We start from the raw sequence: 13,058 nt of genomic DNA on the forward strand, positions 1-13,058 counted from the left end.
CAGCTATTCTATTTCCGATAATCAAATTTTGTGTTTAATTTTTCAAAAGCAATTTCCTGTTTAATGAGTTTTTCAAATTCGTCAAAAGTCAGCAGACCTTCTGCATCAAATTCACTGCCATTGGGCGTTTTATAAGTATATTCAAAAATATCACGTTTGTAAAGATTCTCCAGAATTTCAACTTGTTCAGGCTTTAAATACTTACGGTGTGTTTTCAGCTGATTGTGCAGGTTTTGTTTAATTTCTTCTTCAGAATCCTCATAAGCCATAGAATATTCATCTATTTCGATTAAAGATTCCAAAAGCTGTCTAAAGATAAAATCCTGCAGATTTTTGGCTAAAATTTCAGCATCTGAATCATGACCGAAAAAAGTGATGGGAATTTTATCATTATTCTCCATATCCAATTGAAAAACAAACATATCACCAGCTCCATTTTTTGCAAAGGGAACCATCCTATATTTTGGATTTATATCGTAGATTTCGTGGTTAATGATTTCTCTGATTCCACCATGATAGATGATGGGATCCCAAATTTCAATATCATTTCCAAATAAAAGTAAAGGCGGATTTTCCTTTAAAGTGGGAAGAACATTGGTATACCAACCATTTCCCTCTGCTCCCCAATCCAGCATTTTATCCGTATGCAATTGCTTATAAAGCTCAGGATAAGTAAAATTAAATTCCTTTTCTAAATCTTGTAAAGTGTTCATTTCTTATTATTTTTCTTGATTTTTATGCAAAACCATCATAGTATCATTTCAGGCGTTTAAATTTTTTTGCAAGAAACTAAAAGTTTGCTGAGCAATAAGCTTTGGGATTGTACCCGATGTATGATTGATCTTCATACAATTCAATTCTTATTACTTTAACATCATTCGGTATTTTGTAAGTTTCATCTTTTGTATAATTATAACCCAGTACATAAACACTTTCTTTACCAGAGATTTTTTTGATCTCAATATAATATTTCAATGTAATGGTATTGCCATTTTGTTTGCCTTACCAAAATATGTGGGAGGAACATCCTCTTACTTCAACTTTAATCCGGGAATTAATTTTACAGCGGTTACCCAATCATTAGGTAATACCAGTGTACAAACCATATCTTCTTTATCATTTGATATTTTCACCTTTACAAAAGAAAATATCCTGGGAACTGGAGCCAATAACAGACTTTTCAGTTCATTGGTTAACAATAGCTTGCCAACAGGAGCAATTGAGAGATGGGATGGTATAGGATTGATGACAGATCAAGGCTTTTCAAATATGGTTGAAAGATTGAATAATGCTTATGGATCCAGATATTTGGCAAACCCTGGAACTATCAGTCGCTCTACTACGATACCAAGTATTATGTATCACAGATTTACCGACACAACCATATCAAAAGGTCTTAATGGTGCAGCCAATGGTGGTAATGGTACTCATGGAGCAAGAGGATTAATGAATGGAGGACATGCTTTCGGTGATACCCGTTTTTCATCAAACGGAAGTGATAATGGTGGTTTCACAGGACATATCGGAGAAACGATCATCTATGGCGCAGGCGCTTTGTCAGACGCAGAGCGTAGAAGAGTAGATTCTTATCTTGCGATTAAATATGGTATTACTTTAGGACGGGTAAATACAGACCATTACCTGAATGCTGATGCTGCAATCGTATGGAACGGTACTGCCAATACAACTTATAACAATAATATCTTTGGTGTTGCAAGAGAAGACATTGGGGTTTTCCATCAAAAGATATCAAAAAGCGTGAACGCCGGAACGATACTTACCGTTGCAACAATTAATGATTTTGTTAATCCTAACCTCGCAGCAGCACGTACTGGATTGGCTAATGACAAAACCTATTTCCTGCTGGGAGATAATACCAATGTAGCCACGTCACCTGTGGATGTTATAGTAGGTGCAAACACCTATAAAAGAATCCAGAGAGTATGGATGGCACAAGAGAAAAATGCTGATGCAGGAGCTTTGTTCTTTGAGACAGATCTTACAATCTACAACAGCGGATCATACAATACTACACAAAATATGGTAATGCTGGTAGCAGACGATGCAGCCTTCACAACTAATGTAACGGTGGTGAATCCTACATCCAACAATGCTTCAAAATGGGTATATAACCAAAATGTAGTAGATGGTAAATTCATCACATTTGCGAAATCTTTCCCTGCCGACATACAGGTCAATAAGGTAGGTCCTTTATCTGCACAGACAGGAAGTACGATCAGCTACACCATCCGCATAACTAACAACGGACCTGGCAATGCTACCAATGTAATTGTAAAAGACCCTGCTGTAGCTAATTTTACAGCTACAGGTATTACCTGTACCGCCGGTGCGGGGACTCTAAGTTCCGCACAGTGTCCCGCATCTGTAACTTTGGTAGGATTACAGGGAGCAGCAGGTCTTACCATTCCAAGTTTACCGGAAGGCAGCGGGGTAACCTTTACCCTGACGGGAACAGCAGGTAGTACAGAGGGAGCAGTAATTACTAACACGGCAACCGCAGAATATGCTAATGATAATAATACGGCAAATAACAGCTCTACGGTAAATACTACCTTACATGGTTGTACAGGAGCAGAATCTACTTACACTATAGATGGGACTGCTACCTTGGCAGCTAATACCATAGCCGTAAACGGCGGTACGATAAACCTTGTTTATAGGCTTACCAGCGGTACAGCCGTGCAGGGTATTGGCAACGAGTTTATCTTACCTGTGCAGTACAGTGACCTGAACAATAATCTGGGTGTGGACAACCGATGGGAAGCGCTTGCTTCATTTGGTACTTCACTTGCGATCATGCCAAGAACCACAGCAGGTACGGGAAGATTGTACAACAATCTGCCGGCAAACAATAGCACCACTGAAACGACGGTGCCGCCCGATAACGGTACGGATATTGTTTTCACGACCAAAATTGCAAACGGTGCTCTCGATCCCTTAGGTAAATTTACTACTACCATTGGGAATTTCCCAGCTGCACCCGCGGGATATGTGGTGAAAGTAAGTAGATTCGCGATGTATTCGACTGGTAGTAATGCAGCCGGTACCAGCAACCTTTCCGGCTTTTGGCTGAAACCACTGGTACAGACAGACGTCATAAGTACTGGTTTTACTCCCGCGACTCCCGTAACTAATTTTATGCCGGGCGATACTTATGTATGGCGTTATTCGGCTTTTTCCGATGGAAGCACATTTGCATCTAATACAACTACTCAGAATAGAGGGTTACATTTTTCCAGCTCAATTACCTTCGCCAAGATGTGTGATGCGGTTTGTTACAAACCGGGAGTTACAGCCGGTACCGCATTAGATACTAAAGCAGGTATTACCGCTCTTAGCAGAGCCGGAGCAGAGAACGGCAATTGGCCAATGGCAAGAAAAGGAGCGTGGACTGTTTTAGAATCTAAAGAAAAAGGATTCGTTATCAACAGAGTGGCTACTACAGCAGGTTTAAATTTAATTACCAATCCTATTGAAGGAATGATGGTTTATGATCAGGAAGCGGCTTGTCTGAAAATCTACACCATCAAAGATGGAGAAAGCACGGCCAACTGGCATTGTTTAACAACTCAGGCTTGTCCGGATTAATAGAATTATTTGAAGAATAAAGAGGTGAGAAATCATCACCTCTTTTACTTCTTCTTTCATTTAAAAAATTAAAACAATGAAAAAATTAACAATAATAGTTTTAGGACTTCTTTCGATACCTGCATTTTCTCAGATTGCCATCGGAAAAAGTGCAGTAACTGCAGGCTCTAATGTTTCTCTGGAATTTTATGATAATGCGGATAATACCAAAGGAATTGTTGTGCCCTGGACGACAACTGTTGCCAATAACCCTGTGGCTTACAACGCCACTACAGGTGTAGGCTACAGAGGAATTCAGGGAACAGTAGCAGATGGAACCCTTATCTTTGACCTGTCTGATAAAAAGCTGAAATATATGAAATCGGGTGCATGGTCAGACCTTACAGGAAGCCCAACTTTCCCATTGACAGTAAAAGACAGCTCGAATAATGATGTCGTTTTTACACAGTTCAATGCAATTAACTCCACATTGCAGGATAACGCCAAGGAAGTGAATAATGCTAAAAGTGCGATCGGCACAAACGCTGCTACAGATACAACCAGTGGAATATTGGTCTTAACCGATACCAACAGAGCAATGGTACTCCCTAAAGTGGCAAACCCACACCTCAATATCATTAATCCGGCTCCCGGAATGATGGCGTATGACACCGTGAAAAAACAGCTTGCGGTTTATAATGGAACGGTCTGGAGTTTCTGGAAACCATAAAAATAAAAATTTCCCCTCCAATGGAGGGGAATCGCAGGGAAGTGGGGTAGAGCTTTACAGCCATGATTAGCATCAATGAAAAAAATATCAATAATTAAAAACACATACTTATGCCAATTTTACACAAAATCAAAGCCTATTTTTACGATAACTTTCTTACAAAAGACAATCCCAACGATTTTATTGCCCATACAGTAAGTTAGCGATCGCTTACAGTAAAACAAATCTGTGAATCTTCTGTCAACCTTACCAGCTATGCGATGGATATTCCATAAACACAGGCTATTTTACTGACAATATTTGAGGCTGCTTTTTTATCCATATTCAATGCAGAAAATTCCATAACGGTACTTGATTAAATATTTCTTATGATAATTGCGAATATTATAAAAAACACAGAAAATTAATTATAATGAACATATAGTGATGAATTTTAAAAATATACATATTGGTGTGATGATTGAGAAAAGAGTAAAAGAAAATCAGGTTGATATTGTACGGATATGTAATTTTTTAAAATGTTCCGAAGAGGAGGTTTTACAAAACTATAGCTCAGAGAGCATAGACTCTGAGTTACTTCTAAAATGGAGTAAACTTTTGCAATATGATTTTTTTAGAATTTATTCACAACACATTTTACTGTTTTCTGCTTCACCGTTTTCCTCAAAAGAGACTGCAAAAACTAATAAAAGTGCATTGCCCCAATTCAGGAAAAATATTTATACCAAAGAAATTATTGATTTTATCCTAGATTCTCTTAGGACTGGCGAAAAAACAAAAAAACAGATTTTAGATGACTACGGAATACCCAAAACCACTCTTTATAAGTGGATTAATAAATATAATAATGAATAATAAAATTTTGGAATTAAAAGATGTGACACTTATGGAAAGAAGAAGAGTAGAAATAATTTCATTATTTGGGAATAATTATGTGGAAGATAATGATGGAAATATAATTTACTTACAACAAGAAAATATCTAAAGGATTGAGTGAGAATGATCTTACAGAAGTTGTTTTTACCATAAAAAATGCAACCCCTTTAGTGTGACTAATTACTTTAAGGACGAATTTTAAAATACGAAACATGAAAAGCATTAAACCCAACTACCAGAGAATATTTGAAGATATTATCATAAAAAAATGCCCAAAAAGAAAAGAGGAATTCAATCATTATTTTACTAAAAAACAGTTTTCGATCATGGATGTGATTACCCTCAACGCCAAAATATTCAAACTGAACGATAAAGAAACTTTGAATTTTAATCAAAAGCACAAATCTTATGATCAGGAAACCATCCTTCAGATTTTGACTTATCAAAATAAAGAAAAACTTAACAATATTCAGCTTGCCAATCATTTTAATCTAAGCAGAAATACCGTGAGCAAGTGGAAAAGACTTTATCAAAACGAATAAAATATAGATATCAAAGGCTTAGTGAAATATTGATTACAATAAAACATGAAAATGTGCCGTAAAAAGCATAATGTAACCTCAAAATAATTTAGAGCCAATCGAAAAATTTAAATAAAACTTACTCATGAACATTTTTAAAAATCTAAAGATCAATTTTAAAGATCTTTTGGTAACCTTCTAAAAAATCAGATAATGGAGTTTGATTTCATAGGAAACTCTATTTAAATCTCTTTAGGATTACAACGAATATCCTTTACGAAAGTGTCGAGAAGATATAAATGCCTTAATTCTGCTTACTTTTTAAATAAAACGCAAATGAGAAAAACAAATAAATTGATCAGCTACGCAATCGTAGATCGCTATTTTACATTTTTAGATAAACATCTTAAAGACATTGTAGAAGGGCATTCTCAAGAATTTTTAACGCTAAAAAAGATTTCCAATGAAATTGCAATATCACACCAGCATCTTATAGATACTGTGAAAAAAAGTACAGGTAAACCGCCTCGTTATTTCTATGAAACAAAAGTGTTGGAAGAAGCAAAAAAGATGTTGATAAATCAGGATATGAAACCTGTAATTGTGGCTCACGCGCTTACATACGACCCGTCTAATTTTTCCAAATTTTTTAAAAAATGTACAGGGAAGACTCCCGGACAATATAAACAATCAATAGAATTTACTGAAAATATAAGTCTTAACAGAGATCTAAAGAATCATTAAAATCCCTGATAAAGACTGTCTTTATATTTTCTCTCAATCTATCATTCGAAAAACGTAAAATCCGAAAATATCACCATGATTTATAGAAAAAAAGAGAACAAATTTGTAATAATAATTAAAATAAGATAAAATGACAACACACAATGTGAAAGGAAAAGTAGTTTTGATTGCCGGAGGTGGCAAAAACTTAGGTGGTTTATTAAGCAGAGATTTTGCTGCAAAAGGAGCTAAACTGGCTATCCATTATAACAGTGAAAGTTCAAGAGTAGAGAGCGAAAAAACTTTAGCAGAAGTAAAGGCTTTGGGAGCTGAAGCATTTTTGTTTCAGGGAGATTTGACGGAAGTTGAAAATATTACCAAATTTTTTGATGAGACCAAAGCAAATTTTGGAGCTATTGATATTGCAATCAATACAGTAGGAATGGTACTTAAAAAACCATTTACAGAAACTACGGAAGCAGAATATGATACTATGTCTGATGTTAATTCGAAAGTAGCTTATTTCTTCCTTCAGGAAGCGGGGAAAAAGGTAAATGATGGCGGAAAAATCTGTACAATTGTTACTTCACTTCTTGCTGCCTACACAGGATTGTATTCTACATATGCAGGGATGAAAGCGCCGGTAGAGCATTTTACAAGAGCTGCTTCAAAAGAATTTGGAACAAGAGGGATTTCTGTAACAGCAGTTGCTCCAGGGCCTATGGATACTCCTTTTTTCTATGGACAGGAAGCTGAGGACGCTGTTGCTTATCATAAATCTGCTGCAGCTTTGGGAGGCTTAACAGATATTAAAGATATCGCTCCATTAGTAGAATTTTTAGTAACTGATGGATGGTGGATTACCGGACAGACCATCTTTGCAAATGGCGGTTATACAACGAGGTAAGTATAGAAGAAAATAAAAATACCAATTTATTTCTGCCTCAATTTTGGGAAAATTTTTACCCAAAAGATTTAAAAATTACCCTATATCCATTTTTATAATAAAAAGATCATTTGGATAAAAATTTTATATTTTTTTAGCTCAAGATTGATGCATTACCTTTTTTTCTTAAACTTAAATAAAAAGGCGCCAACTATCTTAAGTTGGCGCCATTTGGCAGTTTATGACCAAGACGAGCGTATCTTCAAACACTTTTATAGATGATTTGGTTCGTTTGAGCCAAATTAAACAAGAATTGACTATCTCAAATTTATCATTTAATTTCTTAGAGTTGTAAAGTTTTTTGCAAGATGATTTTAAACAATCGAAGGTGGAATGGTTTGACTTGAGTTTAATGCTATTGACTTTTATCAGTACAAGCAGATTTTGAGGAAGAATATAAATAGAAAATTTAATTTTAATATAGATCATAGCGTTTATCTAAAGAAATAACTTGATACATTAAAATATTATTGTTGTCAAGACTTTTATCAATTATTTGATATTAGTAAATGTTTACAGGTTTAATGAAAAACACAGACTTACGAAAAAGCCTGTGCTACAAAAAAAGGATATGAAATTAACTATTACTTTTTAATGAATTTTTTCTGTAATCTCTGATCTTCTGTATCTACAGTAATGAAATAGATTCCACTTTGAAGATTGGAAATATTTATTTTCTCATTATAATTTCCTGTTGAGGAATTTGCAGATTCTGTAAGCACAATCTTTCCATTGAAATCTACAATCTGAATGTTAATCTTATTGTTTTTAGATTTGAGCTGTATATTAATTTCACTTTTAGCGGGATTTGGATAAATTTTAAAATCTGAATCTGATTTTACATCATCATTTATTGCTAAAGTTCCATTATTGCAAGCCGGAATTCTATTAATACCATCAATTCCCCATGAAGATTGTACCGGAATACACAGCCAGTTGAGTACTGTAGGGAAGTGATCGGTCTGTCTGAAGGTATTCAAGTAATTCTGAATAATAAAATTATCCGTAGTTTGAAGGTTTCTGGTTGGGGATCCCGTGATTGTCGCACTGTTGTTAAATGGACCGGAATCTGTTAAGGTATTTCCAGAAGCTTCATTCATTTTATAATTAGCCAAAAGCTGATTGTAATTTGGATGTGAGTTGGTTACTTCCTGATTTGCCCATTGCACAAGCGTTTCATTTGATAAAGCCGCGTTCCAGATTCTTATATTTTTGTACGATGCAGCGAGATTTACTCCGTAGGTATTCGTTCCATCCTGATTAATAGTCAAAGGTAAATTTGAATTAATATCGCCAATAAGATTCATATTTCCGACTGTTACTGGAACACCGTTATCATACATGGTTGCAAGACCGTCTCTGTCAAAAGTTACGGCAATATGCTTCCATTCATTGGTGTTCAATTTTCCTCCTGTAAGATCTAATCTGTCGTTTCCGTCACCGATATTCATTTTAAAAGTCTGCCCGGAATATCCTGAAATGACAAAGCCTTTGTTGGAGCCACTGTTCCAGTTTTTATTTCCGATAAATACAGGATCGCTGCTGTAATTGGCATTAGGTTTAATCCAAAATTCTATGGTAAAATCCTGATTGGCTCCAAAGTTAAAATTCGTTTGAGAATTGGGTTTAGCATAAGTTCCCGCAGGAAAATTTACACGATTGTATGTTGCATTATTTTGTATCTCAGTTTTGCTGATTTGTTGAGAGGTAAATGAAGGATTAGAATAAATAGAAAAAATGTCTCTTTCCACAAGATTACCACCACCGTGTGACGTTCCGATGCCTCCATGATCAGTTGTTACAACAACCAGCCAATTTTCATTACTATAAGTGGTTCTGTTTTTCATCGCATTAAGAATTTCTCCTATATAAGTGTCGGTCAACTGAATGGAATTAACATATTGAGAAACCGAAGATGAAAACCCATAAGAATGTCCTGCGTGATCCACATCATCAAAATCCACAAACAAAACATCGGGATTATCATTCTGTAAAGCCTGAACTGCTGCATTTTTTACCGCCAAATCAGTACTGAAGTTTGTTTTAATATCCGCGGTATGAATAATATTGTTGTTAATAGGTGCCCAATGAGCTAATGAGATTGTTCTGAGGCTCGGATTATGCGCTTCAATTCTTGTTAAAAAATCTCTGTAATCAGCATAGTTAGGATTACTGAAGTTATTATCCGGAACGTTATGTTTGTTTACATTCACGCCGGTAAGCATTGAGCTCCATCCGTTTCCGCTGATCGTGGGAGTGAGTGTGATTCCATCCAAAGAGTAAATGGAGGTTGGCAAAAGTCCCTGAATATTGGGAGTATTGGATGACATCATGACATCAGGTCTACAGCCATCGATTCCGATGAATAGTACTTTTTTGGTTTGTGCACTCATTAAGACAGCAGACATCACCAAAACAGAGAAAAGTTTTGTTTTCATATTGATTTTATTTAAAGATTTATTGATGAAAGTGAAATAAAACTGCCTGCAGAAACTAATTTTGCAAACAGTTTTTTGAAAGAATTAGTAGAGTATTTTTTCAGCTTCTGAAAGGCTGTTGAAGATATAATCTGGTTTTGCGGCTTCAAGCTGTTCTCTAGTTTGTGCTCCGCTTAAAACACCTATGGTTAAACCACATCCTGCATTTTTTCCTTCTTCAATATCAATGGCAGAATCTCCGGCTTTCATCACGGTTTTAGGATCCATAATCCCGAATTTTGACATTGCGAGTTGAATCATTTCCGGGCTTGGTCTGCTTTCAGAAACATCATCAGCGGTAATTAGTTCGTCAAAATGAACGTTTTTTTTCCAGTTTAATTTTGACAGGAGCTGTTGTGCAATTTTTTCGGTATAACCAGTATTTAAAACTATATTTTTTCCTGAAGATTTAATTTTAATCAAGAAATTTTCAACACCATTGATAGGTTTTACATCGAGTTTTTCGTAGGCAATTGTAAGATCATCAGAAAAGTTTTTAAAAATAACTTCAGTGTCGTCGGTATTTCCACCGATATTTTCTAGAAGATTTCTAATGGCTTCTGCTTTTTCCATTCCGGCGCAGATTTCCAGCACTTTCTCTAAGCTTACGTTGTAACCGTAATTGTTGACTGCGTTTGCTAAGGTTTTGTATACTACATTGTCTTCGTCTATCGTTGTTCCAGCCATATCCAGAACCAGTAATTGTATGTTCATTTCTTTAAGAAAAAATTGTATTGATATTAAATTTTGAAAAACCACCGCTTCCGGTCATTCCTTTTCCACCGATTCCTGTGATGATATGAATGTTTGACGAAATAGTATGCTCAAAAATATCCTTTGTTTTACACTGAGAATACACACCAAACCATCTTTTTTGAATTTCATAAGTAGGAAGATCGATAATTTTTTTAGCTTCTTTAATCATAAATTCATCAATTTCCATATTCAAATCATAACCAAGATCATCTGCATTTTTTGCATCTGCATATTCATGAGAATCCCCGATAATAACAGATCCGTCCAAAGCTTGCTTGAATAAAATATGAATTCCGAACTTCTTTTCGAACGAGTTTTTATCTTCCTTTTCTTTGATTGATTTGAAGGAAGCGCATTCGCTGAATGATTCATATCTTCTGATTGAATGTCCTGTAAGAATATTTCCCGGCAATGAATAAATTCCCTGAGGTTTTGTTTGCAGCATTTGCAGTTTACTTACTTCGAGATCGCTTTCATTAAAAACTTTGGGAAAAAGTGTTTTAAACTCGTGTCCTCCGCAAATAATGATTTTTGTAGCGCTTATTTTCTGCCCGTTTGATGTTATTACGTTACACAAACCGTTATTTTCAGAAGCTTCTACTACAGTTGTATTGTAAAAAATGTCAAGTTTTTCCTGATTTTTTAGATATTGATGAAGTTTTACAATCATTTCACCAGAATCTACAGAGATTTCCTGTGGGAAAAACAATCCGCCTTTGCAATAATCAGAACGCAGCCCGTCAAATTTCTGAATGCACTCGCTTTTAGAAAGTAAAACAGAGTCGTACTCATTATTTTTATTGATCTGGTGCAATTCTTCAATCAGTTGAATTTCTTCGTCATTGGAAGCGATATAGACTGAGCCATTTTGACGAACCGTAAGATCAGTTTTTGCCTGAAGCTCTTTGTAAATATGTAAACTTTCCTTTCCGAAATTTTGCCATTTGATGTCCATTCCGGAAGGAACAACCTGCCCGAAATTTCTTACGGTTGCACCTTGAGGAACAGAATTTCTTTCTATTAAAGCAACTTTTAGATTTTTTTGTAAAGCGTGGTAAGCGTGGAATGTTCCTAAAATTCCGCCACCTACGACGATGAGGTCGTATTGAATATTCATAATTTTATTTTTTTAAATTTTAAAAGAATCAAAACTAATGGTTGAAGAATGGTTTCCTTCTTTCTGTCTTGATTTTGATTTTTCCTGAAAAGCTAAAAAAGCCGCCACTGCAAATAATAAAACGGTTGCAGCGATAATATAATTAAGATTGATGTAAAACTGTAACCAGGATTGATTTCCCGAACTCAAATTCTTTAGAAATAACACAGAAACGCTTCCCAGATAACCAAATGCATCCACAAAATAGATGAAAAAACCTACATTTCCTTTGATTTTGAAAGCGGCAATCATTCTGTCGAAATAAATTCCGTTGAAGGGAATATAGCATAGATACATCCCAAATCCTGAAACCGTCATCCAGAGAAAAGGTGAAATAATACCGCTCTGAAAAAAGAAAGTTGATAAGGCCACTGAAATAATTCCTCCAAATAAAATGTAATGATAATAGGCAAAAGCTTTCAGATTGTTTTTAACTTTAACCATAAAACCAAGAATCAACAAAACCATAATAGAAATAGGAACTTCGGTTAGGGTAAAAATAGAACTATCCGTTTTACCATTCATTTCATCCCAAATTTCTCTGCTGAAGTTGTCTCTGAAATCCCTTAAAACTGTTAAGCTGATGTATAAAACTGTAATACCTGCCAAAGGCAGAAAGAATTTTTTGATTAAAGATTTTCTTTCTTCTCTGCTTAGTGTTTTTCTTTCCTTTTTTAGGGCAATATCTTCTTCATTGGGCGCCGGAATTTTATTTAAAACATTAGCAAAAATCACTAAAGGGATGATGAATAAAAGTCCTGTTGTGAAAGGCATCCAGAATTCTGAAATTCCAAAATTATCCATCAAATATTTTCCTGCAGATTTTACAACTCCTGATGAAACCACAAAACTGGAACAGAGAAATAAGCCGATGATTTCTGTGGTTTTTCTTCCCTCAATGTAAGAGAAAACGATTCCCCAGATCATTCCCAATGGAATTCCGTTGATGAACATAAACAGAATGTTGTAAGGAGCCGGAACAACTGCAAATCCCAATAAAGCCAATTCTGCAACCGCTATAAAAGCCAAAAGGAAAACAATTCTTTTTTCAGGTTTTAATTCTGAAATAAATTTAATTCCGATGAATTTTGAGATGAAATATCCGATTGCCTGAGCAATAATAATTAAGATTTTATAATCAAATCCAAAAAAATCCAAATCGTTGAAAGACGCTATTGTAAAAGGTTTTCTGAAAGCGTACATTGAGAAATAGACCCCAAAGGCAGCGATGGCCGCTTTCAGAGTTATATTCATTGTATTGTTTTTTGAGATGGTGGTCTTCATG

13 protein-coding genes are annotated in these 13,058 nt (G+C 35.3%); 7 read left to right on the forward strand and 6 right to left on the reverse strand.

Annotation, left to right across the window (positions count from 1 at the left end; translation table 11 throughout):
• Nucleotides 1–8: 8 nt before the first annotated feature.
• Together FDY99_RS18110 and FDY99_RS18115 are read right to left on the reverse strand one after the other, a co-directional pair.
• On the reverse strand, nucleotides 9–713 hold the full coding sequence (locus FDY99_RS18110) for an SMI1/KNR4 family protein (RefSeq protein ID WP_139423163.1): 705 nt from the start codon (nucleotides 711–713) through the stop codon (nucleotides 9–11).
• Nucleotides 714–789: 76 nt separating this feature from the next.
• Complete coding sequence (locus tag FDY99_RS18115; RefSeq protein WP_228448838.1) at nucleotides 790–975, reverse strand: hypothetical protein; 186 nt, start codon at nucleotides 973–975, stop codon at nucleotides 790–792.
• A gap of 39 nt (nucleotides 976–1,014) precedes the next feature.
• On the opposite strand from FDY99_RS18115, the gene FDY99_RS18120 reads away from it, so the two are divergent.
• From FDY99_RS18120 to FDY99_RS18145, 7 genes are all read left to right on the forward strand, one after another.
• Nucleotides 1,015–3,609 (forward strand): DUF11 domain-containing protein, encoded by a 2,595-nt coding sequence (locus FDY99_RS18120; RefSeq protein ID WP_139423164.1) that lies wholly within the window; start codon nucleotides 1,015–1,017, stop codon nucleotides 3,607–3,609.
• Nucleotides 3,610–3,685: 76 nt separating this feature from the next.
• Nucleotides 3,686–4,318 (forward strand): hypothetical protein, encoded by a 633-nt coding sequence (locus FDY99_RS18125; protein WP_139423165.1) that lies wholly within the window; start codon nucleotides 3,686–3,688, stop codon nucleotides 4,316–4,318.
• Nucleotides 4,319–4,744: 426 nt separating this feature from the next.
• Nucleotides 4,745–5,173: a transposase gene (locus FDY99_RS18130; RefSeq protein WP_139423166.1), complete on the forward strand. Its 429-nt coding sequence runs from the start codon at nucleotides 4,745–4,747 to the stop codon at nucleotides 5,171–5,173.
• Nucleotides 5,166–5,303: a hypothetical protein gene (locus FDY99_RS23045; protein ID WP_162304185.1), complete on the forward strand. Its 138-nt coding sequence runs from the start codon at nucleotides 5,166–5,168 to the stop codon at nucleotides 5,301–5,303. The genes FDY99_RS18130 and FDY99_RS23045 overlap by 8 nt, the downstream gene beginning before the upstream one ends.
• Before the next feature lie 103 nt (nucleotides 5,304–5,406).
• Nucleotides 5,407–5,736, forward strand: a complete 330-nt coding sequence (locus FDY99_RS18135) for a helix-turn-helix domain-containing protein (RefSeq protein WP_139423167.1) — start codon at nucleotides 5,407–5,409, stop codon at nucleotides 5,734–5,736.
• A 315-nt stretch (nucleotides 5,737–6,051) separates the two neighbouring features.
• A complete protein-coding gene (locus FDY99_RS18140) occupies nucleotides 6,052–6,459 on the forward strand; it encodes a helix-turn-helix domain-containing protein (protein WP_139423168.1) in 408 nt (135 codons plus the stop codon).
• Between the two features lie 130 nt (nucleotides 6,460–6,589).
• The gene (locus tag FDY99_RS18145) at nucleotides 6,590–7,345 is read left to right on the forward strand and encodes an SDR family oxidoreductase (protein ID WP_139423169.1); all 756 of its coding nucleotides are present in this window, start codon (nucleotides 6,590–6,592) and stop codon (nucleotides 7,343–7,345) included.
• A gap of 623 nt (nucleotides 7,346–7,968) precedes the next feature.
• Here FDY99_RS18145 and FDY99_RS18150 read toward each other — a convergent pair.
• From FDY99_RS18150 to FDY99_RS18165, 4 genes are all read right to left on the reverse strand, one after another.
• Nucleotides 7,969–9,822 carry an alkaline phosphatase family protein gene (locus FDY99_RS18150; RefSeq protein ID WP_139423170.1) on the reverse strand — a complete coding sequence of 618 codons (1,854 nt, stop codon included), beginning with the start codon at nucleotides 9,820–9,822 and terminating at the stop codon, nucleotides 7,969–7,971.
• A gap of 84 nt (nucleotides 9,823–9,906) precedes the next feature.
• Nucleotides 9,907–10,575 (reverse strand): HAD-IA family hydrolase, encoded by a 669-nt coding sequence (locus FDY99_RS18155; RefSeq protein WP_139423171.1) that lies wholly within the window; start codon nucleotides 10,573–10,575, stop codon nucleotides 9,907–9,909.
• Nucleotides 10,576–10,579: 4 nt separating this feature from the next.
• Nucleotides 10,580–11,734, reverse strand: coding sequence for a TIGR03364 family FAD-dependent oxidoreductase (locus FDY99_RS18160; protein WP_139423172.1), 1,155 nt, complete (start codon nucleotides 11,732–11,734; stop codon nucleotides 10,580–10,582).
• Nucleotides 11,735–11,746: 12 nt separating this feature from the next.
• A complete protein-coding gene (locus tag FDY99_RS18165; RefSeq protein WP_139423173.1) occupies nucleotides 11,747–13,057 on the reverse strand; it encodes a DUF5690 family protein in 1,311 nt (436 codons plus the stop codon).
• Between the last annotated feature and the right edge of the window lies 1 nt (nucleotide 13,058).

The organism is Chryseobacterium mulctrae (assembly GCF_006175945.1).
Lineage (GTDB): Bacteria > Bacteroidota > Bacteroidia > Flavobacteriales > Weeksellaceae > Chryseobacterium > Chryseobacterium mulctrae.

Excerpts from the sequence above, each read along its gene's own strand:
- FDY99_RS18150 (WP_139423170.1), bottom strand. The coding sequence starts at position 9,822 with ATGAAAACAAAACTTTTCTCTGTTTTGGTGATGTCTGCTGTCTTAATG.
- FDY99_RS23045 (WP_162304185.1), top strand. The coding sequence starts at position 5,166 with ATGAATAATAAAATTTTGGAATTAAAAGATGTGACACTTATGGAAAGA.
- FDY99_RS18160 (WP_139423172.1), bottom strand. The coding sequence starts at position 11,734 with ATGAATATTCAATACGACCTCATCGTCGTAGGTGGCGGAATTTTAGGA.
- FDY99_RS18130 (WP_139423166.1), top strand. The coding sequence starts at position 4,745 with ATGAATTTTAAAAATATACATATTGGTGTGATGATTGAGAAAAGAGTA.
- FDY99_RS18155 (WP_139423171.1), bottom strand. The coding sequence starts at position 10,575 with ATGAACATACAATTACTGGTTCTGGATATGGCTGGAACAACGATAGAC.
- FDY99_RS18135 (WP_139423167.1), top strand. The coding sequence starts at position 5,407 with ATGAAAAGCATTAAACCCAACTACCAGAGAATATTTGAAGATATTATC.
- FDY99_RS18145 (WP_139423169.1), top strand. The coding sequence starts at position 6,590 with ATGACAACACACAATGTGAAAGGAAAAGTAGTTTTGATTGCCGGAGGT.
- FDY99_RS18125 (WP_139423165.1), top strand. The coding sequence starts at position 3,686 with ATGAAAAAATTAACAATAATAGTTTTAGGACTTCTTTCGATACCTGCA.
- FDY99_RS18110 (WP_139423163.1), bottom strand. The coding sequence starts at position 713 with ATGAACACTTTACAAGATTTAGAAAAGGAATTTAATTTTACTTATCCT.
- FDY99_RS18165 (WP_139423173.1), bottom strand. The coding sequence starts at position 13,057 with ATGAAGACCACCATCTCAAAAAACAATACAATGAATATAACTCTGAAA.
- FDY99_RS18140 (WP_139423168.1), top strand. The coding sequence starts at position 6,052 with ATGAGAAAAACAAATAAATTGATCAGCTACGCAATCGTAGATCGCTAT.